Annotated in this window: 12 protein-coding genes; all 12 read right to left on the minus strand. The window is 49.7% G+C overall.

Features of this window, described 5'->3' with window-relative positions; translation table 11 throughout:
- Window positions 1-2: 2 nt before the first annotated feature.
- The 12 genes from LLH06_RS17945 to LLH06_RS18000 all read right to left on the minus strand — a co-directional run bounded on the left by LLH06_RS17945 (window position 3) and on the right by LLH06_RS18000 (window position 21627).
- Window positions 3-1436: a sialate O-acetylesterase gene (locus LLH06_RS17945; RefSeq protein WP_228170666.1), complete on the minus strand. Its 1434-nt coding sequence runs from the start codon at window positions 1434-1436 to the stop codon at window positions 3-5.
- The gene (locus LLH06_RS17950; protein WP_228170667.1) at window positions 1436-3283 is read right to left on the minus strand and encodes an exo-alpha-sialidase; all 1848 of its coding nucleotides are present in this window, start codon (window positions 3281-3283) and stop codon (window positions 1436-1438) included. Before LLH06_RS17950 ends, LLH06_RS17945 begins: the two co-directional genes overlap by 1 nt.
- A gap of 30 nt (window positions 3284-3313) precedes the next feature.
- Window positions 3314-4201 carry a glycoside hydrolase family 43 protein gene (locus tag LLH06_RS17955; protein WP_228170668.1) on the minus strand — a complete coding sequence of 296 codons (888 nt, stop codon included), beginning with the start codon at window positions 4199-4201 and terminating at the stop codon, window positions 3314-3316.
- Between the two features lie 124 nt (window positions 4202-4325).
- A complete protein-coding gene (locus LLH06_RS17960; RefSeq protein WP_228170669.1) occupies window positions 4326-5723 on the minus strand; it encodes a glycoside hydrolase family 140 protein in 1398 nt (465 codons plus the stop codon).
- Between the two features lie 3 nt (window positions 5724-5726).
- On the minus strand, window positions 5727-8879 hold the full coding sequence (locus tag LLH06_RS17965; protein WP_228170670.1) for a DUF6298 domain-containing protein: 3153 nt from the start codon (window positions 8877-8879) through the stop codon (window positions 5727-5729).
- A 12-nt stretch (window positions 8880-8891) separates the two neighbouring features.
- Window positions 8892-10538 (minus strand): polysaccharide lyase, encoded by a 1647-nt coding sequence (locus LLH06_RS17970; protein ID WP_228170671.1) that lies wholly within the window; start codon window positions 10536-10538, stop codon window positions 8892-8894.
- 420 nt (window positions 10539-10958) lie between these two features.
- Entirely contained in the window at window positions 10959-12782 is a 1824-nt protein-coding gene (locus tag LLH06_RS17975; protein WP_228170672.1) for a RagB/SusD family nutrient uptake outer membrane protein, read from the minus strand.
- An 11-nt stretch (window positions 12783-12793) separates the two neighbouring features.
- A complete protein-coding gene (locus LLH06_RS17980; RefSeq protein ID WP_228170673.1) occupies window positions 12794-16123 on the minus strand; it encodes a SusC/RagA family TonB-linked outer membrane protein in 3330 nt (1109 codons plus the stop codon).
- A gap of 166 nt (window positions 16124-16289) precedes the next feature.
- Window positions 16290-16970, minus strand: coding sequence for a DUF3826 domain-containing protein (locus LLH06_RS17985; protein WP_228170674.1), 681 nt, complete (start codon window positions 16968-16970; stop codon window positions 16290-16292).
- A 17-nt stretch (window positions 16971-16987) separates the two neighbouring features.
- Window positions 16988-18637 carry a fucose isomerase gene (locus LLH06_RS17990; protein ID WP_228170675.1) on the minus strand — a complete coding sequence of 550 codons (1650 nt, stop codon included), beginning with the start codon at window positions 18635-18637 and terminating at the stop codon, window positions 16988-16990.
- A 434-nt stretch (window positions 18638-19071) separates the two neighbouring features.
- Window positions 19072-20016, minus strand: a complete 945-nt coding sequence (locus LLH06_RS17995) for a dihydrodipicolinate synthase family protein (RefSeq protein WP_228170676.1) — start codon at window positions 20014-20016, stop codon at window positions 19072-19074.
- 30 nt (window positions 20017-20046) lie between these two features.
- Entirely contained in the window at window positions 20047-21627 is a 1581-nt protein-coding gene (locus LLH06_RS18000) for a sodium:solute symporter (RefSeq protein WP_228170677.1), read from the minus strand.
- Between the last annotated feature and the right edge of the window lie 7 nt (window positions 21628-21634).

Here is a 21634-nt window from a genome sequence, read left to right on the forward strand (position 1 = left end):
TCTCAATAAACAGGTTTGAAGCTGATGGTGCTATCCGTGCGGAAAGGCATGGCAGGCAAACCATCTTTATTATAAAAGTTAGGCTGAGCGCTTTCGCCCCAGGCAAAGCGGGCAGCCACAGGTTTTTTAACGTCGGTTGCCGATAAGATCACCTGATCATCTTTGATCATGGCATTGGCCGGTACAAATTTTCCATCGGCCCCGGCAATGGTGAACCAGTTGAGCGGTTTACCGTCATGACTGATGAGCCCTTTGCCCACGTGATCGAACGACAGAATGATCTGATCACGGCTAACGGCCATACTCTTGTAGATCGGTCCCGAATACTCGTTCTTGAAGCCGTAAGTGCGGCCAAGCGCTACCAGCGCCAGGCGGCGGCCCACCTCCCACTTAAACGGCGGGTGAATGTTCTTGATGTTATCGTTCAGGTCGGTGGTCACGATCATGAAGGTGTGCGGTACCTTCATCACCTGTGCCTGTGCCTCCCTGAACTCGGGCAGACTTTCGGTCGTAAATTTCTTGTCCTGTGAGTTGAGGAACGGCGCCAACTGCACGTAATAGAAAGGCAGCTTGTTGTTTTGCCATAGCTTACGCCAGCTATCGATCAGCACCTTCATTTTGTAGGTGTAGCTGATGGTCTCGCCTACGTTGCTTTCGCCTTGGTACCATAAAAAACCTTTGAGCGCGAACGGAGCGATGGTCCTGATCATGGGGTAATAGAATTTACCATGGTCGGCATTTACCTTTACGGTCTTAAAATATGGTTCGGCCTCGTATGCGGTGGTATCGACCCAGGTCTCGATGCGCACGCCGCTCACTGCCGAGCAGATCATGCCCACCGGCACCTTGAGCTCAGCCTTCAATTTCTTAGCGAAAAAATAACCCACCGCCGAGAAGGACCTTAAGGCTGAATCCTGGGCTATGCTCCAGCCGTTATGCTCAGGGTCTGGCTTTAACTGTTTCTTACGGTCGGTCATAAATACCCTGATGCCTGGGTCATGTGCACGCTCCACCTCATCTATCGGCGAGTTGGCGGTGCTGGTATCGGGTCGGTTGACCTTGCCGTTCTTGCGCATCTCGTACTGCATGTTGCTTTGACCCGAGCATAACCACACTTCGCCTACCAGTATATCGGTCAGCGTGATCTTGTTGTTGCCGGTGATGGTCAGGTCCTGGCCTTTGGCCGAGGCAGGCATTGGGTCGAGCATTATCTTCCAGTTGCCGGCCGCATCAGCGATCGCACCCTTGGTCTGTTTGCCGAACTTTACGGTCACCTTTTCGCCCATGTTGGCGGTGCCCCACACCGGCACGGGCTGATTGCGTTGCAATACCATGCTGTTGCCTAATATCTTAGGCAATACCACATCGGCCTTACTGCTCAATGCGCACAGGCCAGCAGCTAAAGAAAGGATGATCTGTTTTGGATAGCGCAACATCAGAATGCTTCTGTCTTGAATGACTTAATGTAATAGGCCGCCTCTTTCACCGGATCACCTGCCTTTTTAAGGTCATAGCTTTGATCGGTAGGCGTATCGGCATCCGGGAAACGGCGCACATCGCCGGTACGGAACACCACGCTGCGCACGCTGATCACCGGTTGAAAGAACAACGACGGCGACAGATCCTTACCATTGATATTGATGGTGTAGAACCGGGTATCGGTATTGAGCCTCAATTTCACAGTGTATGCTTTGCCTGCCTCATACTTCATGAAGTTTTTGGCGCGATAACCGGCTTTGCCACGCAGTACACCTGTCGAATCGAAGGTCAAGCGGATTGCTGCCATACCCTTCTCGTTTTGGAACTCGATATCAAGCTGACCATTATTGTTCTGCGCCGGAATGATGGTGAACTCGGTCTCCAGTTTCTTACTTTCAGGAACCACGCGTTCGGCTTTGGCATATTCGTAACGGTCCTTGTCCTTAATGGCTAAAGCTTTCTCCCCGTCAGGACCTTTCTCGATACCCACCGGCGCCCACATGGCACTGTTATAGTTCCAGTTGTCCAATTCTTTTCCGGCCGGCATCATGGCAAAATCCTCATTGGCATGGGTCTTGGCTATCTCTGTCAAAGGCACGGGGATCGATGATACCCAAATATCCTCTTTATTCATGCTGTAGGTGACCCACATCTTACCATCGGGCGGAGTGCCGTTACCTTCAATAATGCCGCGCACATATTGCGGACCGTATGATTTGTAGTTACCTCCGTAACGCATGGTAGATATCTCGCCATTGATGAGCAGCAGGTTGGTATAATTCAAGCCATCCTTGCTTACTGAGGCAGCCAGTGGCCAGCGGAACTCTGATGGATTGTACACCAATGCATACTGACCATCGCTGGTCTTTTGGCCCCAGATCTTGGCATTGCTGTTGATCACGCGAGGGGCGCGGGCGGCGTTCTGTGGCCAGGTCTTACCGTTATCGGTACTGATCGAGGTCAGGGCATTTTTCCACAAGCCTACCACACGGCCATCAGGCAGGTGATAGTAGTTAAAGGCCTTATATTCTTTTTTTAGCGGGATCAACGGGTCTTTGCGGTCAGTCTCCTCTACCCATTGCATCATCATGAGCGGGTTGGCCATCAACTCATCGCAAGCCTGCACAAACCCTTTGTCCTTACTTTTTTTATAGAATGGGTACGAGGTATTGCTCTCGTTCCATTTAGGGTTATAATGGATGAAGTAGATCGGGCCGTACTTGCCGTTAGGCAACACCTCACGTACCACGCGGCCAATGCCCTGTCCATCGTTAGGGTCATCGTGCTCATCTAAACAGATGCCGTAAAAGCCCAAGGCCAACAGCCGGTTGCTTTTAGAAGTATAAAAACCCATGCGCTGATGCATCACGGCCATCAGGTCTTTGGCTACCAGGCCGGGCTTATCGAGCTTGGTGGTACCATCAGGTACTTTGTATTGGGGGAAGATCACTTCCGGCTTGCTCCAATTATTGCCACCATCTTTTGAGGTGATCATGAGCGTTTGGCCTGGTGGGATGCTCTCGCCTACCTTATCACTCAGGTACTCTACATAGAACGTTTTGTTCCAATAGGCCAGCATGGGCGCGTGGTTATAGGTCCAGCCAAAGCCTTCGGCCATTTCAGGATGCTCGCGGTTAGCCCGGAAGATCTGTTTGCTGTGCACACCCACTACCGAGGTTAGCTGACCGTGGTGGTAATCGACGTTAGAAACAGTATTTCCGGTGTAATGCACCGTATCCTGCGCCTGTGCCGCAGCCATGCAAGAACTTAATATATAAGTAGCGATCAAAAGCTTCTTCATCATTATCAATAGAATACTTGATGCACCGGTGGTTTACTTCCCGATGCTTTTCTTTAATTGTTCGAGGGTTCGGCGGCTTACCTTTACAATGGTGCCGTGTTTGTGCCCCTCTGGCACCTTCACCTTGTCCGACACATCCTCGAAGGTCTTGAAATCAGTAGTGCTCATGGCGCCATATCTTTTTAAGCGGTACGAATCATAATAGATCAGCCAGCCTTTATCGGTCTTCACCGCATTAGGGCCTTCAGAAAACAACTCAGTAAAGCGTTTGCTATAGTCATGGTACGGACCGAGCGGGCTATTGCCGAAAGCCACCAGTATGTTACGGTTAGGCCGGGTATTATCTTTCATCACCAGCACGTAGTCGCCTTTGCCACGCTTCAGGATCTGTGCATCGATCACGCTGAAACCGGGATCAAGGAACAGTTTTTCTGGCGAGAAAGACCTGAAATCAGTAGTGGTGGTGTAATACAAGCGATGGTTGTTATTCTCATCCTCCTGCCCTTTTGGGTAGCGGAACGGGATGGTAGATGCCCACACAATGATATACTGTTTGGCCTCATCATCATAAAAGATCTCGGGCGCCCATACGTTCACGGTGGTAGGCTCGGTACTCATGATATTGATGTGCTGCTGAGCCGACCAATGGATCAGGTCTTTTGAATTGGCGTAACCAAAACCCTGGTCGCCTTTCCAGCCGGTGGTCCACACCAAATGGAAGGTTCCATCAGGACCTTGTACCATAGATGGATCGCGCATGATCTTGGCATCACCTATCTCGGGCTTAACAAAAATATGGTCGAGGTCGGTCCAGTTCCAGGCATCATAGCTATATAGCAGGCGCAAACCTTCATTAGCCGGTTCGTGGAACGAGGTGAACAGGTAAGCGCTTTTTTTTGACGCGCAGGATGATAGCAGCATCAAAAAGCATGTCATTGCGAGGAGTGACAACGACGAAGCGAACCCACGCGTACTGGGTCGCCGCGCTATCGCTCGCGATGACATGTTTCTAATATGGATCAAAGCACTTCTCATTTCCACTTATCTATACCGCATCCAGGATCAGCACCCAGTCGTTACCTTTCTTAGGTTCTCCCGGTGGGTTAAAGTTCAGCACTCTGGCTTTAGCTTGAGTAATTCCGGCAGTGATCTTGCCCGTGCGCGGATCGAACCATGAAGCTTTGATCTTGATACCCGGCAACTTGGCGGTATTTACACTGATATTCCGGCCAGTGTAAGTATAGATGAACGCGTAATTTTTGCCGCGTGTGGCCAGCAGGTAATTGTAACGCGTACCTTGTTTGCCCGCAATCAGCGACTGATCCGGCACGCGCTCGTAGTATGGACGCGACAACATCAGCTCTTTGATGTAGACCATTTGCTTTGCACCCGGATCATTCACCGACTGGTACCAGTATTCTTTTGAGCCGTACGCGCTGCTCTTGTCGGTTGGCTTGTGCATTTGCATCACATCGTTATTGCCATAGGTATAGCCACAACCACCGGCAAATACCGACCAGTAGGCATAGCGGCGAACATCCGCGGCTTTCCAGCGGGGCAGCTTTACATCGTGCAAACCGTATGGGATCTTCTCGTATGATGGTTCGGCATCAAACGTGGGTCTGATGGGCGTTTTGGCGTAGTCCACGTTCACGTACTTCCAATTGTCCTCGCCATATTTCAAATCTTTTTTAGAGGTATCCTGGGCATAAGTACGGTGCCCTGATTGGAAGCAATTAAAATCCAGCCAGTTCTCGTTATGGAACCAAGTAGATGATTGGGTGCGTCCGCGCGGATGATAAGTGATCAGCTTGTCGGGGTCACCTGCGCGCAAGGTCTCGCCTATAGTGTTCCACACGCGGGTGCTGTCGCTTCCGGCAATATCGCCACCGTTCATCCAGATCACGTTGCTGCGATCTTTATAACGTTTGGCCAAAAATTCAGCGTAGACCTTCGCCTTTTCGGCAGGCACATCGTGGTTCTTCGATTTGACCACCGAACCCCAAACCGGTACCATGGCCATATAAATGCCTTTTTGGGCAGCCAGATCGACGATGTAGTCGACATGGTCCCAATAATCGTACTCAGCTTCATTGTCGGGGTTAGCACCCGGTGTGACCGCTGGGTGGGCAATATTTTTGTTTACCAAGGCCGAATCGCCGTAAGCATTCGTTTCTTTAATGTCATGGATCACCATCACCTGTATCACATTGAAGCCTTGCTTGCGGCGTATCTCCAAATATTTTTCGGCCTCTGCACGGTCCAATTTGGAGAACAGCAGCCAGCCAGTATCACCCAGCCAAAAGAAGGGCTTACCATCGGGGGTAGAAAAATAGCGATGGTTATCTGACACCTTAAGCAGCGGCAGGCCGGCATTATGAGCTTTAAAGGCCAACCCTATCACTGCCACCAGTGTGAGCGTATAAATGATCTTTTTGAACATGTCTTAAATTCTTTTTAGCCATAGCAGGCCAGCGCCGTTGGCACCCTGCCATTGGTTCATATCAGCGCCTTTTACCGTTTTAACGGCAGTGGCCTTGCCTGTACGCGCATCGATCCAGGTCGCCTGATAGGAAGCGTTAGCCTCCAATGCCAGCGGTGTCACCGTACCTGTAGCGGTGTAAATGATGTATTCTTTTGAAGCATTGCCCAGCGCCCACTGATCCTGCGGCTGACCGGCCAGTTCAATTCCCTTCATCGTAGATGCGGCTGCCAAAAGCTTTTGATCGACCTCTTTAGGCAATACCGGCAACGATCCACCAGCAATGAAGACGGCCCAGCCATAACGGTCAAAGCCATCGCCTGAGTACACCACCGCTTTTGACGGATACTTGGCACGATACTCGTGCACCGCACGGTATACCTGCTCAAATGAGGTAGCTTTAGGTTTTAGCAAACGGGCATGCTGACGTGGGGCCAGGTTCAGCCCGCCTTTAGGTTCATAGGTCTTGCCATCGGCCTGGTAGTGCCATTGGCGAATATCGATCACGTCAATGACCGAGGTCAGGGTAGCGTCAGCCAAGATCGCGTCCTGTACATCTTTGGTGGTGCTTAGGCCAATTAGTTCTTTTTTGCCTTTTTCCTTTTCCCACTGCTGGATGGTTTGCACCCAGAACTTGGTGAAATTAAGCGGGCCAGTATATTCAGCACCGATCAGTTGGATCACGCCGTTGTTACCGGCAAATGCTTCCAGATTTTGACGGATGAACTGCTGGTGCAGTTTTCGCCTTACCGGGTGGTTCACATCATAGAACTGCTCGGCCATGAACAAGCGTTTATCACCTGCGTAAGGCACCGGCTCAGGGAAACCGGTATTATTCACGTTGTTGACCGGGCGCCAAGGGAAATCGGCATAATGTGCACCTGCCTCGATGATGTTGTGTTGAAAATAATTTTGATTGATGAGTACCTGTCCACGCTGATCGGCCAGATCGGCAAATTGCTTCAGGCGGCCCCAGTACCATTTGTTGTAAGCGGTCAGGTCATATTTGCTTAAGCCATCCCAGGCCGTTTCGCGACCGGTGCGCGCAAATGGCAGTTCGTAAAAAGGTGCCCAAACATCGCCATCCATACGGCGCACACGCTCATGATCATCGCGGCGGCGTTCGTACCATAAGGCATAATTCTGCTCAAATACGACGATGTTGCGCTTTTGCATCCAGTCTGACACCTCGGTCACATCGTCTGTAAGGCCTGTACCGGTACGGCCGGGAACCCATCGGGTGAGTGCCGGTTTGGCGTTCTTTTTTAAATAAACAGGTTTAACCGTACCATTCCACCACGGTGTTTCGTAATGCATACCGCTCAATACGGTATTGCCACGTACCAGCCATCCGTTGCTCACTTTCATGGCCGGTGCCATAGCAACTCTTGCCAACCCTTTAACACCTATCTCGTCGATGCTTTTAGCACCGGCGGCATTTAAAGAAATGGGATTGCGTTTAGATGCACCATCTATCCAGTCGGCTATGGTCACAGCTGGTGCTACGGCGGCCGCGGTCAGTTGCTGCGCCACCTCTACTGAGGGTGAGCTTGATGCATCAGTACTGATGTCGAGTATGTCGGCCTGCTTGGCTACATCGTGGCCTAAACGTTCTTTAAGTTGTGCGTAATAAAAGCTGCGCGGGCTGATCGAGTTGTTGGAATCGCCCCAGTAACCATCACCCGCAAATTGCGCCCATGAGCCAAAGGCCCAGTTCTGTGCACCTGGCGGTTGATAACAATCGATACGGGCGGCACTGCAATTCCAGAACAGGCTGTTGGCTGCACTCCATCCGGCACCCTGCCCGTCCTGACCCCGGTTCATGAAGCTTAGCGCATTGCCATCCATCATGAACACATCGAACAATACGCCCGATGCCCAGCTATCGATACCGCCGCTAAAGCTATTGGCCTGCCATGCCTGGCATTGCACAAAGGCATTAGGGCCCGGAGCGCAAAAACCTCCGGCGTAATCATGATAACCGTGCTCAGCATATAAGCGCTCGAACAAGGTCTGACCGCCCATGGTCCAGTAAGTATTGCGCCGATATCCACCTATTTCAGACACCGGCGCTAATGACTTGCAATCCTGCACGGTGACGCGGCTACCGGTCTCGAGCACGAAAACGGCCGAACCGGCAAAATGCTCAAAAGTGACCTGGCGTACCCAAGCATCGCGTACATTCTCTAAAGTGATCGCCATCCAGCGGTGCGCTTCGTCCTTTGGGTTGCGTGTATCATAGCTTGATACCAGATGCAGGTTCTCGATGCCTATGTTTTGCACCCGGCCGGGCCAGTTGTAAGCGGTAATAATGCCGCCACCGTAAGCGGTATCTAAAGCGGTGGTAAGCGGCGCATCGATGGTGATGGTATTCCCCGACACCTGCGTGATCTTACGATCCCAAACGATGTCGCGTTCGCCGGGTTTCCAACCTAATGCAGATATTCCCCCGCCAAACTGGTCGGTCTTTAAAAGGTCGATCCATTTTTTGGTGCTTGGGCGGCGGATGCTCACCATATCGCCAGCCTTGAACCTGCCACCGCCGATATGAAAGGTCATGGCATTCACCGGCACATACGCATCGGTGATCTGTGCGCTGTCAGTATGAATACGGTCTTGCTGACCGTATACCCTGATAAACGTTTGCCTATCGGTACCGGCGGCGATCAGCGTGGTGCCGTTAGCGGTCATCCCACTACCCCTGAGCACTACGCCCGAGGCTTTGAGCTTCAAACTACCGTTAACGGTGTAAGTTCCTTTCTGCAGCAATACCGCACCCCGAAAGCCGTCCTTACCCATTGGCAATCCGGCCACATGATCAAGTGCCGCCTGGATACGCAAGGTAGCGTCTCCCGGCTTTACCGGTACCACCACCTTGACCGCCACGGTAGGTATGGCCTGCTCGGAGGCCATGTAACCGCAGTACGAATAATCAGGTATGCGATCGCCTTTGGCTTCAAGCGCATAGATGAGCTTGCCACCCTTGTCGGCACTAACCGGCGGTTGCGGTTTCACCACTTTGGCCTTTTGCGCTAATAAGGGCGCATGTGTGAACATGCACCCTAACAGGCAGGCCGTAATTGTTCTGACCATGAAATAGCCGGACCTTTTGTCCATATCTATGGTTTACTATTTTCCTTTAACTACGCCTTTCTCACCTTTTTTGGCAAGCTCGTTCAAGTACACTTCGATGTTGCTGTAACCGCCGCCATTTTTGGCCATAGCTGGTGAATCGGCAGCATTGTTGGGGTTCAGGCCATGAGCTTTTTCCCAATCGTCTGGCAAACCGTCATTATCGCTGTCTTTATAGGGAGTACCTTTGTAATCAGGATAACCACCAACCTGCGATGGGTCGGTAATGATACCGATCTTGTACGAATCGATAGGCAAACGACGGTGCTCGAACTGCGTTGCAGGCAACTTCACACCTTCTTTGTATTCGATCTTACCTGTGGCCACCTGCTTAACTATACGGTGATCCACCGCATCACGTACCGGCAAGGTAGCACCTGCGTTGGTCAGCACGAATTGTTTACCTTCAGTAGCCGACAGGATCTTTACCGGAGGCATCGGGAATGGCTTGTTCCACTTCATGTAATCTTTGTAAGGACCGGTGTCAGGCAATTCATCTACCTGCACGCCACCATCCCAGTTATCGGCAGTTACTTTTGGATAACCCTCCATCACGTTACCATTCACATAAGCCATACCGAACACGCGCTCTTTCAATTTTGAACGGCCAGATTCTGGCTTCAGGATGCGGTGGCCTACGTTATTATCACGTGGGGTGGCCGGTCCTGGCTGGAAGTAGTTGTTGATGATATTGAATTTAGCTGTGTAATCACCACCGTCCATGGTGCGATGCACCCAGTTAAATACCACGTTGTTCACAAAATTGTATATACCGTTCCAACCTACCGAAGGGTTACGACCGGTATTATCAGCCCAAAGGTTGCGTACCAGCATGCTGTTCTCGCCACCGGTGGTGCTACCAAAGGCATGGTTCCAGGTGTCTAATGATTCTGAGTAGATACAGTTAGAGATGGTCACGTTGACGGTGCCCAGCTTTTGCTCTTTGGTACCGTCGCCCGGATCGAACATGTGACGATAGATGGACATGTTCTCATCCAAACCCCAGCTGGTAGAGCAGTGATCGATAATGATGTTACCCACCGGGTTACCACCCAATGAATCATCACGACGGCCAACGTTCGTTTCGCCACGGCGGAAACGCATGTAGCGTAATACCACATCATGTGTATTGATCCAAACAGATTCGCCCGCTACGCACACGCCCATACCAGGAGCTGATTGGCCTTCGATGGTGATGTATGGTGCCCTGATGATGATCGGGCTTTTGATACGGATGATACCCGAAACATTGAAGACGATGATACGAGCGCCACCCTGCTCGCAGGCCCAGCGCAGTGTACCCGGACCGCTATCGGCCAAACTGGTGACCACGTAAACTTTACCACCGCGGCCACCGAACGAGTGCGCGCCGCCACCCTCGGCACCCGGGAATGCTAAAATTTCTGATTGTGGAAGGTCGGTAGGACGGGCAGCCCATGGAATGAACGGCTTACCGTGACGCATATCATAGTCAACTTGCGTGTATGCTACTTTCCACGCCGAGTCTGACTTACGGGTAGCCTCTTTCATCATGGCGTTCGATGCGGCTGCGATGTCAGCAGGTATTTGTGGGTATTGCGCGAATGCCGGCTTCACGAAGGATGCTGCGGCGCACAAGGTGAGTACAAGGGATGTTCTCTTCATTTTACGTTTCTTGGTCTGTTGGTAATGGGCCTGATCGGCAATATCATATACTGAACAAAAGCGACCTCTCAAGAGCCTTTACGTTCAGATGCGATGAGCTTTCAGGAAAACTTAGGTAATATCAGGTTTTCTAATTTTACTATTCAAATATGCAACGTCGGCATCGGCCTTTTTTGTATCATATTAACATAGTGCTGTAAAATATTGTCATTTGCCTTGTCAGGCATCATAAAGCCCTATATATAGCGAACATGTTACAAAAACAGCTCCCTGAATGATCTTTGTAGCTTGAACAACTGATCATCCCTCGTATCACATTCATCGAAACGACGGTCCAGAGTGTTAACATGATACAATAAGTGTCTAACAAAAAAGGGGAAAGCTTGCGCTCTCCCCTTTTCTATGGACTTGATGATGTTGTTATTGCAATGGGTCGAAGGTTCCACCCCAACCTACTGTTTGTTGCAGGTTAACGTTATTGTTAAGCGCACCGATAGGCAAGCCGTAAAAATACTCTGCCGCGGTTTGATAAGCGATAGGTGTAGTATCCATGAATTTGGTCAACACCCTAAAGTTAGTAGCGTAAAAGGTATCGAAGTTAGTGTTGGCTGAAGCATCACGTGTACTTGCTATGTAGTCAGTATAGGTAGTATTGTTGTTCAACGCGAAGACAACACCCAATCTACGGCGGCCGTTCAGGGTGCTGATCAGCAGTTTTCTTCTGCGCAGGTCCCAAAAACGTTTACCTTCAAAAGCAAATTCGATCTGTCTTTCTTTCATGATCGCGGTGATCATTTGAGCTTTGGTCATGCCAGCGGTCAAACCGTACAGGCCATCGCCCGCTTCGATGCCAGCGCGCTGCCTTAACGCAATGATACCTGCATAAGCTTCATCACCGGTACCTAATCTGCCAAGTTCGGCAGCTGCCTCACCTAAGTTCAACAGAACCTCGGCGTAACGGATCTCTAACCAATCGGTACCACCGAATTGTAATTTATCAGCAGTGATACCCGGGTCGATGGCTTTTCGAAGGTAGAGGCCTGTAGAGCTTGCTGCTACGGGCTCGGTAGTTTGTAACTGAGAGGCGTTGCTCTTATTGTTAGGATAGTAATAGGTCCACACGCGATAATTGCTATTGCCCAATAACGGCCACAAAGCACCATTGTAAGCGATGGTTTGATCAAAGCGCGGATCACGGTTCTTGTAGAACGTTTGCTGGGAATATGGATACTTTGAGGTCAAGGTATCCTTACCATCCTTCATCGGGAATGCTCTAGCCATATCCCACGTCGGTTGGTTAGATCCACTACCAGTGCTCAGTGAACGTGGTATGGTGTTGTTGGTGTAAGTGTTGCTTGCGCGACCATTGTCGGTTTGATCCGTATTGAATTGAGTAGCCAGTACTTGCTCGCTATTCTTTTCGTTGGTCCACATGGTATAGTCGAACTTATTGTACAAGCCAAAACCATTTGCTTTCAAGATGTTCACCGCATTTAGGTTGGCATCGTAAGCTGCTTGCCAACGAGTTTGATCGTTATTTGGGTTGAACAAAGGACTGGCATACTCTACCAATACCCTGCCCAGGAATGCGGCAGCAGCGCCTGAAGTGACACGACCATAGTCATTAGCATTTGGCCATTTACCCGGTAGGTATCTTACGCATGAATCCAGATCGCTCTTGATCAGCGCTAAGGTAGCCGCTGCACTACTACGAGGTAATAAAGCTGCTTTTTTGGCTTCGTCGCCTACTGCGTCAAGCGGAGCGCTAACCAGTGGTACGCCACCGTATATCCTCATCAATTCGAAGTAGCGATAAGCTCGCCAAAAATAGGCCTGTGCGGCAAATCTTCTTTTTACTGCGGGTGCAAGTGTTCCCGCATTGATATCGCGCAGGAACATGTTGATAAAACGGATCTTACCGTAGTTGTTACCATTAGAGTTAGCTACGCCGATATCGGTCACAGAGGCAATGGTCAAAGAGCCACTGGTAAATGCGTTATTGGAATACTGCTCGTCACTAAGCGTACTGATGCTGCTGCTGATCGAACCACCTGTGTTACCGAACCATACTGGCTGGTTTTGGGTGTACAAATAATCAACACTCAATTTAGCCGTAACAGAGTCATTGTATACTTGAGCCGCGGTAAAGTTGCCCAGATCTTGTTTCTCCAGTACTTTTTTACAGCTGCTTGCGCTGATCGCAACACCAAAAGCTGCTATGATATATAGAGATGTTCTTTTCATGATGTTAACTTTTATAGACCAATATTTAAACCTAATGATACTGTTCTTAAGGTCGGGTAACTATATAGCCCGGTTTGAAGATCGCGATAGCCGTTAGGGAACGGATTGATGAACTGTACAGGGTTGGTTGAAGTGACAAAAAAACGAGCGCTTGCCAAACCGATCTTGCTTGCCCAGTTATTAGGCACTGCAAAATTCAATGTTGCATTGGTAACGCTGAACGATGTGGCACGTACTAACCAAAAATCGCTGGTGACGTCATAGTTGGTCAGGTAGCCTGGCGCAGGGAACCTGGCGTTAGTGTTGGTCGGGGTCCAGTGATCGGCCCAGTAAACCGGACGGTTATCATAGATAGATGCACCGCTGCTTGACTGATTAAATGGTTTTCTACCGTCAATGTTGGTCCAGCCACCCCATGACATGCCCATGATCACGTTCATGCTAACCGGACCATAACCTACGTTAAAGTTCAAACCAAGGCTATTGTGGTTAGATGCTTTTTTGGTCAGGTATTTTTGGTCTGAGTTATCAGTACTGATCACACCATCGCCGTTAAGATCTTCATAGTTGATCATACCCGGCATAATGCGCTCACCAAAAATCTTTACGTTGGCTGCGCCGCCCGCTGCTGCTGCACGTGATGCGATGATCGCGTTAGCTTCCTCTTGTGTACGGATGATACCTAATGACTTATAACCGAATACGCCGGGGTCTCCTGAACGGCCGGTAAGATCCTGAACGGTACCTACCAGACCCGACGCCAGGTCATACTTTACATATTTGTTGTCGTTCCAGGCAAAGAATGGGCTAAAGCTGTAAGAGAACTTACCCACATTATCGCGCCAGGTCAACTGTAATTCATAACCGAACGTATTAACTTTGCCAAAGTTCTCGGTAGGAACGGCCGCTCCAATGGTCGCTGGCACGTTTGACGACAAAGTGGTCAGCATGTCGTAACCATAAGTATAAAAGTAATCGGCAGAGAACGATAAACGGTTACGTAAGAACGCCATATCCAGACCGTAATCCAGCTTGGTGAATTTATCCCAGGTCACGTTAATGTTAGGGATCGCCAGGTTTGGCCTGATCGCCACTCCTCTAACACCTTCATTAAACACCGGGCCACCGTTGGTTCCAACAAGTGCCTGATAGTTGGCCTGGTATTGGTATGGCCTGGTATTATCGGTACCCACTATACCTACCGAGGCACGTACTTTGAACAGGTCTACCCAGTTGACCTTGTTCTTAAAGAAATTCTCTTGAGAAAGCACCCAGCCCACTGAAGCTGCAGGGAAGCCGCCCCAATTCTGACCCGGAGCAAAACGTGAGCTACCGTCACGACGATAGATCAGTTGCAACAGGTATCTGTCGGCGTATGAGTAATTTAAACGGGTGATCAGCGATTGGAAACCGGTAGTGCTTAACTGGCTGGTTTGAGTTGAGCTGGTTACACCTGTGGTAAAGGTTTGGTAAGGCAATGCACCTGGTACCACGTTATCGGCCTGACCGGCTACGCCCTCAGAGTTGGCCTCACGTTGCTCCCAAAGGGCAATGGCCGATATGGTATGTTTACCAAAGCTACGGCTATAATTTAAGCCGGCATCCAACTGGTAGCTATCGGCAAATACAGGATTCAAACGCACCCTGTCGCCGTTAAGGATGTTGGTCACGCTCAACAGCGTACCACCAGGGATGTGGAAGTTAGTACCAGTACCTGAGTAACGGGCATACGCAAAGCCGGTACCGAATTGTTTACCCAATGTGTTATTGATGTTCTTGTTGAATGTAGCAGTAGCGGTCAACCCTTTAACGCCAGGGATCTCATAATTGATCTTACCCAGTATATTGGTCACATAGTTCTTTGAACTGGTAAAGTTATTTGAATCACGGATCTGGAAGTAGTTGATATTATCGATACCACCTGTAGTAGAGGCGCCCAGGATGACCGGCATGCCGTTGATGAAGTATTGTTGCCAAGGCTGAACGTTCTGCAAGGTCGCCACGTCGTTATCGAGCGATTCAGTAGTACTATTCAGTTTGTACCAATAGCTTTTCGAGTAACCAACGTCGGTACTTAATGACACGGAGGTGGTCAATCCTTTTGCTGGTTTGATCTCGACGTTAGCTCTGATACCGTATTTATTAGAGTTTATGCCTTTAAAATTTGAGTTCTGATTAACATAATCAGCACCCACAAAATAGGTCACTTTATCAGTACCACCGCTTATGCTCACAGCTTCGCGCCAAACTTGCGCATTCTGAAAAGCTTCTTTTAACCAATTAGTGCTGTTATTGGCATAATACGCCAACTCATCAGGGGTATACCATGCCGTATTACGGGTAGCATCAGTAGTGCTTGTGCCGGTACCGAAAACCACACCATTGGTAACGGTGTTGCCCGGACGTACCAGGAAACCATCAGCATTATAGTAGTTAGGGACAAAGCTGGGATCAGCAATGTAAGAGTTGCTTGCTCCTAAGCCGGTTATAGCAGTTGCTTGTGCCGCACGGCTTTGGTTATAGTCATTATTAAAGGTAGCCAATTGGGTCGAGTTCATGAACTTAGGCAGCATGGTGGCATTAGAGATACCTAATGAACTGCTAAAGCTTACACGAGGAGCACCCTGACGTCCTCTTTTGGTACGCACCAATATAACACCGTTAGCACCTGACACACCGTAGATCGCAGCTTCAGCATCTTTAAGGATGTTGATGCTCTCGATCAGTACAGGGTCTAAAAGGTCAAAGTCCGACTGGCTTCTGATCACGTCATCAATAACGAATAAAGGGTTGGTACCTTGACCGCCATCTTTAGCGAAAGCGGTAGGGTTACGGATAGTGATCGTGGCCGACTGACCAGGACGCTGAGTACCACCCGAAACGCTGATACCAGGAGCGGTACCACGTAACAAGGCTGATGCGTTAAGCGCCGGAACATCCTCTACCTTTTTCAGGTCAACAGCTGATACTGCGCCTGTAGCGGTGATCTTGTTCTGGGTACCACCGTACCCGGTAAAGATCACTTCCTGTAAGGCCGTAGCTGCAGAAGCGGTCATTTTTACATCCAGGTTCTGCTCGCCAACGCGTAGGGTGTGCTCCTGGTAGTTAAAACCAACATATTTGACCGTCAATACCACGTTCTGGGCGTTGGTGACCTTGATGGAGAACTTACCGTTCACATCGGTCTGGGTGGCGGTGTTACTTCCTTTTACCTGGATGGTAACGCCAACAAGAGGTTCATTTTTATCACTGCTTACCACCGTACCGGTGATCACACGCGATTGTGCAAAAACGGTGACTGTCAGGAAGCATAATGATAAGAAAAGTAGAATTTTCTTCATTTTAGAATTTAGTGAAGTTCATGAATTGGGTTTATCTCAAAAATTGGGGAGGGGAAAAGTAGATCTTTCTATCTCATTCGTTATGGTTTATGTATCGGTATTTGTGTTCTGTTGAATATCGATGACAGGTCATGCGGCCTTTTAAGCGGCACGACCTGATCTTCTACTATTGCATATTGCTTTTAGCTTCTTTTTCGCGCGCCAGCCAGGCAGCTTCTTCCTTTTTCATGTCAATGCCGGCAGCTGCCAGGTAATTATTGACACGGCCTTTGTATTTACCGAACCAGGCGTGCTTTTTTTGCGACGACTCTGCATCCATCGCGCGCTCACGGGCTTCGGTTAGCCAGGCCAGGATCTGGGTGCGTTGCGCATCGGTCAGGTTAGGCAGCATCTTGTTGTATGCGTTCATGGTCACGTTCAATACGTTGTAGGTCATACCATTTTTGATGGCATCGATCTGCTGTGCGTTAAGGCCAGCCTTGCTCAAACGCTCCAAATATTGCGGGTGTAGTTTGTCGATCTTTACTGCGGTCTCTTCCTCTAGCTTTTTCAGTTGAGCATCAGCAGCTTCTTTGTTGCCTGCGGTCTCGGCTTTGATGGCCTGCTTGCGGCTATCGCGGATCACATAAATGTCGTTCAGGTCCTGATATTGTTTGGCTACTACGTTGGTAACGGCTAAAGCTTGTGTCGAATCAGATAGGTTGAGGCCCTTAACGATCTTGGCCGAACGGTCGAACACCACTTTGCGGTAAGCTAATTCTTTCGCTACAGCTGCATCCTGTGCCTTTACAGGGTTCACATAGGCTAACAGCAGGGTCATCAATACGCCGAACGTAATTCTCATCATTTTCACGATACTCTCTTTTAATTAACAGAATTGGTCAGTTGCACATCACCACAAAAATGGACCTTGATGCCCAGTTGGCGCAGGGCCGCTGCTTTAATGCGGCAGGCCTCGTGTGCTTTGCTTTCGCTGGTAGCATACACTACCTGTATGTGGTTCGCCTTATGACGAGCCATCATTTGATCACGGGTAACACCTTTTAATGTTGCGTTCATGATAGGCCATTGTGGGGTGGATAGTTCCCAGCGGCGGTCGGTCTCAGCTTGCGGTAACGCTACCGATTCGCCCACACCTATGTCGCAATGCAATTGGTTATCCATAACATAAACACGACTCCAAACGATGTGTCCTGGCTTGCTCACACCTTTCAGACTACCGCCGCCTAAGCGGAAGTACATGGCAGGCTGACGCTCGCTTGAGGCGCCTTCATAACCACCTACAAAATGTGCCGGCGGGGCCGCACCTGATATCAGGAACTCCCAAACAAAATCATTTACGCCATTGCCTTCAAAGTGTGCACCCCAACGCAGGTCATGCAAGGTGGTCTCACCGGGCATGCCCAGTTCTTTCCATAAATGGTAGGTCACCAAAGCATCAAGGCCGGCACACTCGTCCACCTCGTTGAAATGCGGAAGCGCCTCGCCTGCGTAAAGCTCACGGCCATCGGCCGAGTAGACAGGCGGGCGGTCCTGGTTATTGAGCAAACCTTCCACCAGGTCACTAGCAACGGTCAGGTCCTTTAAGCCTTGCTGATATTGAATACCAATCGTATCACAACCGAACTCATCGGCTATACGGGTAGCTGCGATGTACATCTTACATTGCTCCAAGGTCTGGGCTTCGGTAAGTTCAGTGGCAAGATCAGTGCCCCAGTTAAAGGTCATGCCTTTTTGCAGCAGCCAATCCAATATCTTGCGGGCCTCGTCGTCATTTACTAACTGCATGGCAGCGTATAACGATGATTGGCTCAATCTTTCTTTAAAAATGCCGGTAGCGTGTAGCAGATCATCAGGAATGATGGCGTTGAACATGCCCATGCAACCTTCGTCAAAAACACCCATGATCGCCTTGTTGGCTTTCAGTTGTTTGGCGAAGGCTTGCCCCTTGTCCTCATCGGCCTGTGGTATGCTCACCTCATCATAACCTTGCACGTGGCTTTGGTCATGTTCGATGTTACCGGTATGCAGCCACTGGCTTAATTTATCGGTAAAAAAGCTGTCGGTAAATTCTTCGCTCCAAAGGGTGCTGTATTTCACGCCGGCTTTGGTAAGCGATCCGTTAAGATTGAGCATGCCTACCAAACCTGGCCATGTACCGCTCCAGTTGGCAACGGTAAGGATGGGGCCTTCATGTGTGGTCAAACCGGCCAGCACGTGATGGGTGTATTGCCAAACACTTTCGGCCACGATGATAGGCTGCTGAGGATCAAGCTCACGGAAAACCTCGATACCCATTTTTTGAGAGTCGATGAAACCGTGCTTCTTCACCTCATCGTAGGCATGAACCCGCTTAACAGTGTACCCTTGCTTTTCAATGGCTGCGGTCAACAGCGCTTCCATCTCACTTTGGGCGGCCCAGCAATTCTGGTTGGCCGATAAGCGAAGGTCGCCGCTGGCAACTAACAATACCTCTTTATTAGTACTATGCATCAATTTTGGCTTTGTGATCATGCACCAGTAAAAGGCGATCGAACGGTCATTTAGTTGAACGGTACCGTGCAAACAAATCGATCTATTTGCGGGCGAATGAACATGACAAGATCACACAGATCGGTCTTGAATGCTTTATTCGGGTAATGGTTCAGTAATGGTTAGCTACTTTAAACTGGTTAGTTCTACAAATATCAATTTTACGATATGCCCTTTATTGCTCCTTTTTATCAATTTGTTGTAGGATGTTAGCATTGCGATTTTTAAGCCTCAAAATATCAGCCGGTTACAAAACCCAAATTTTCATCGAAAAATCAGGCTAAAGCCATCATCGTGCTATATATGCAATAGTAAACTGATAATTTTTAAATGCAGATACAGGAAAATATTTAACAATACCGCTTCAATTTTAATATTACTTTAATCTGCACCGAATCATTTGAGACGCCGAAAGATCACGATACGCTGGTTATCTCCAACTCCTGCTGTAGGATCTTATGATCTTCAAAAAGCTGATCGATACTGTTACGTACCTCGGAGGTGAATGACCCAACATCACGGCGGGTATAGGTAGAAATGTTGACGCCGCGCTTTTGGAGGTAGTATTTGGATACGGTTGGATACACATGGTGCATCACATCCATGTGATCGATAAAGAACTGTTGTACTTTATTGACCTCAACAGAGAGTGCCGGGTCATTATAATGGTCGCACAGCCATACGATCAGCTCCGGAAAGTAATTACCTTGTATGCAAGAAAGGCCTTTGGCCCCTGCTTTAAGCGACTCCACCGCGTGTACCATGTAAGCATCGTATAGCCCGAACGCCTGGAAGCTATCGGTAGCATCTACCTTAGCCCGTACCTGGTCAATATCCAGACAGGTATCCTTATGATAGATCACCCTCCCGGTGGATGCGAACTGGTGCAACTGCTCAGCCGAAAGCAAGCGTTTGTAGGGCACCGGGCATTCGTAGAAGCCAAGGGGCACCTCATCGGTCAACTCCAAAAGCTGATCGATCCGCCGGTTAAATACAGCATCGGTCTCATCTTGCCCGGCGATAAGTCCTGTGATGCCGATCACGGCCTGAACACCGGTATCATAAACCTCTTTAATGAAATCGGCCTGGTCCTCTATCGGTCCGCCAAAAGTGCCGGTGGCTACCACGGGCACCTTCCCATCTGCTACTTTCACCACCTGCCGGATGACCTGTAAGCGCTCTTCGTCGCTCAATTCGAACATCTCGCTCGACAGACAATTGGCGAACAGACCGGCCACGCCCGAACGCAAATAAAAGTCGGTCAGTGAGGCCAGCGCATGGTGGTCTACTGCGCCCGTGTCGGTGAACGGGGTGAGCATTACCGGTATAAAACCTTTCTTATGTGCATTATCAGTGGTCATTATAGATGGATATTGATAGTTAGCTATTCGTTATGAGTTAGTGACGGTGGTCGCAACGCCGCTGCGCTTAAATCGGGTGATCAGCACACCCACCAAAAAGATGGTAAGGGTGCCTACCACGATCACCATATTCTGATGCAATTGATTTCGCAACATACCGTATCGTTCGGGCAATAATGGAGATAGCGTCATCCATAGGATCACCAGGATGCCGATCACGATCGCGATGATGGCCTCATGGTTACGCGTCCGCTTGCTGATGATGCCCAGCAGGAACAGCCCCAACATGCCACCGGCAAAAATGCCCGACAGTTGCCACCATACATCCAACACGCTCTTGACGCCGATCATGGCTATCCCTGCTGCAACACCTGCTACGCCTACGACAATGGTTGCCATGTGCAACAAGGCCAATGTTTTCTTCTCGTTCAGATCAGGCTTAAAGTATCGTTTGTAGATGTCGACCGAGAACACCGTAGCGGAGGCGTTCATTCCCGAACTGATGGTGCTCATAGCAGCCGATAGTATGGCCGACACGATAAGTCCCACCAAACCGGCCGGTATCTTGGTCACCATAAAGTTGGGCATGATCTTATCGCCATAGTCCTCAGGTTTGAGGGTGGCGGCCATTTTTGCTATCTCAGCGGCCGATACCCCAGGTAGGCGTTCGGTGGCCACCTGCTGGCGAATGGTCTCTGTGAGTTCGGGGTGTACATGGTAATAGGCATAAAGGGCCGACCCTATGATGCAGAACAGCAATGATACCGGTACATACAAGATCACACATAGCCAGATCGAGTTGACCGCCTGCTTACCTGAAGCGGCGGTATGATAACGCTGCACGTAATTTTGGTCCATACCAAAATTATTGAGGTTGATAAAGAACCCGTACAATAATACCACCCAGAACGATGACGTAGTAAGATCAGGCATCATACTACCGAGACCGAACTTGTGGTCCTGCTGGCCGATATCGATCACGCGGCTTACACCGCCCGGCATGTTGGTGATAATAATGTACAAGATCAGCAGCGCGCCGAAGGTCTTGATGATCCCCTGCACCACCTCGGTCCAGATCACGGCCTCAATGCCGCCCAACACTGTGTAAATGATAATGCAGATACCCATGGTCAGGATGATCAGCTTCATGCTGAAACCGGTGAGGGCCTGTAAACTTAGTGCGATGCCGAAAAATATGGAACCCATCCGGGCCAGTTGGGTGAGCAGGAAGCACACTACCGCATAAGTGCGCGCCCAAGCACCGAACCGGTGTTCCAGATGGGTGTAAGCGGATACCTCGCCTGTGCGGCGATAAAAGGGCACGAAATATTTAGCTGCGAACCAGGCCGCAAAAGGCATGGATATACTGAACACGAAAGCATTCCAGTTGGTGCCAAAGGCCTTCCCGGGCACACCCAAAAAGGTGTTGCTACTCAGGAAGGTGGCATATATGGATATACCCAACGCCCAGCCGGGTATACTGCCCGAGGCCTTGGTGAACTGGTCGGCATTCTTGTTCTTGCGCGAAAAGTAGAAGCCCACCAGCAACATGGCCAGTAGGTATACAGCAATAACAGCAAGGTCAAGTGCAGGTAAGCCCTTCATCCGCATAAAATAT

The sequence above is a fragment of the Mucilaginibacter daejeonensis genome (genome assembly GCF_020783335.1).
Taxonomy (GTDB): Bacteria; Bacteroidota; Bacteroidia; order Sphingobacteriales; family Sphingobacteriaceae; genus Mucilaginibacter; species Mucilaginibacter daejeonensis.

Coding starts and splice junctions, on each gene's coding strand:
- LLH06_RS17945 (WP_228170666.1), bottom strand. CDS start 1,436: ATGTTGCGCTATCCAAAACAGATCATCCTTTCTTTAGCTGCTGGCCTG.
- LLH06_RS17950 (WP_228170667.1), bottom strand. CDS start 3,283: ATGATGAAGAAGCTTTTGATCGCTACTTATATATTAAGTTCTTGCATG.
- LLH06_RS17955 (WP_228170668.1), bottom strand. CDS start 4,201: ATGCTGCTATCATCCTGCGCGTCAAAAAAAAGCGCTTACCTGTTCACC.
- LLH06_RS17960 (WP_228170669.1), bottom strand. CDS start 5,723: ATGTTCAAAAAGATCATTTATACGCTCACACTGGTGGCAGTGATAGGG.
- LLH06_RS17965 (WP_228170670.1), bottom strand. CDS start 8,879: ATGGACAAAAGGTCCGGCTATTTCATGGTCAGAACAATTACGGCCTGC.
- LLH06_RS17970 (WP_228170671.1), bottom strand. CDS start 10,538: ATGAAGAGAACATCCCTTGTACTCACCTTGTGCGCCGCAGCATCCTTC.
- LLH06_RS17975 (WP_228170672.1), bottom strand. CDS start 12,782: ATGAAAAGAACATCTCTATATATCATAGCAGCTTTTGGTGTTGCGATC.
- LLH06_RS17980 (WP_228170673.1), bottom strand. CDS start 16,123: ATGAAGAAAATTCTACTTTTCTTATCATTATGCTTCCTGACAGTCACC.
- LLH06_RS17985 (WP_228170674.1), bottom strand. CDS start 16,970: ATGATGAGAATTACGTTCGGCGTATTGATGACCCTGCTGTTAGCCTAT.
- LLH06_RS17990 (WP_228170675.1), bottom strand. CDS start 18,637: ATGATCACAAAGCCAAAATTGATGCATAGTACTAATAAAGAGGTATTG.
- LLH06_RS17995 (WP_228170676.1), bottom strand. CDS start 20,016: ATGACCACTGATAATGCACATAAGAAAGGTTTTATACCGGTAATGCTC.
- LLH06_RS18000 (WP_228170677.1), bottom strand. CDS start 21,627: ATGCGGATGAAGGGCTTACCTGCACTTGACCTTGCTGTTATTGCTGTA.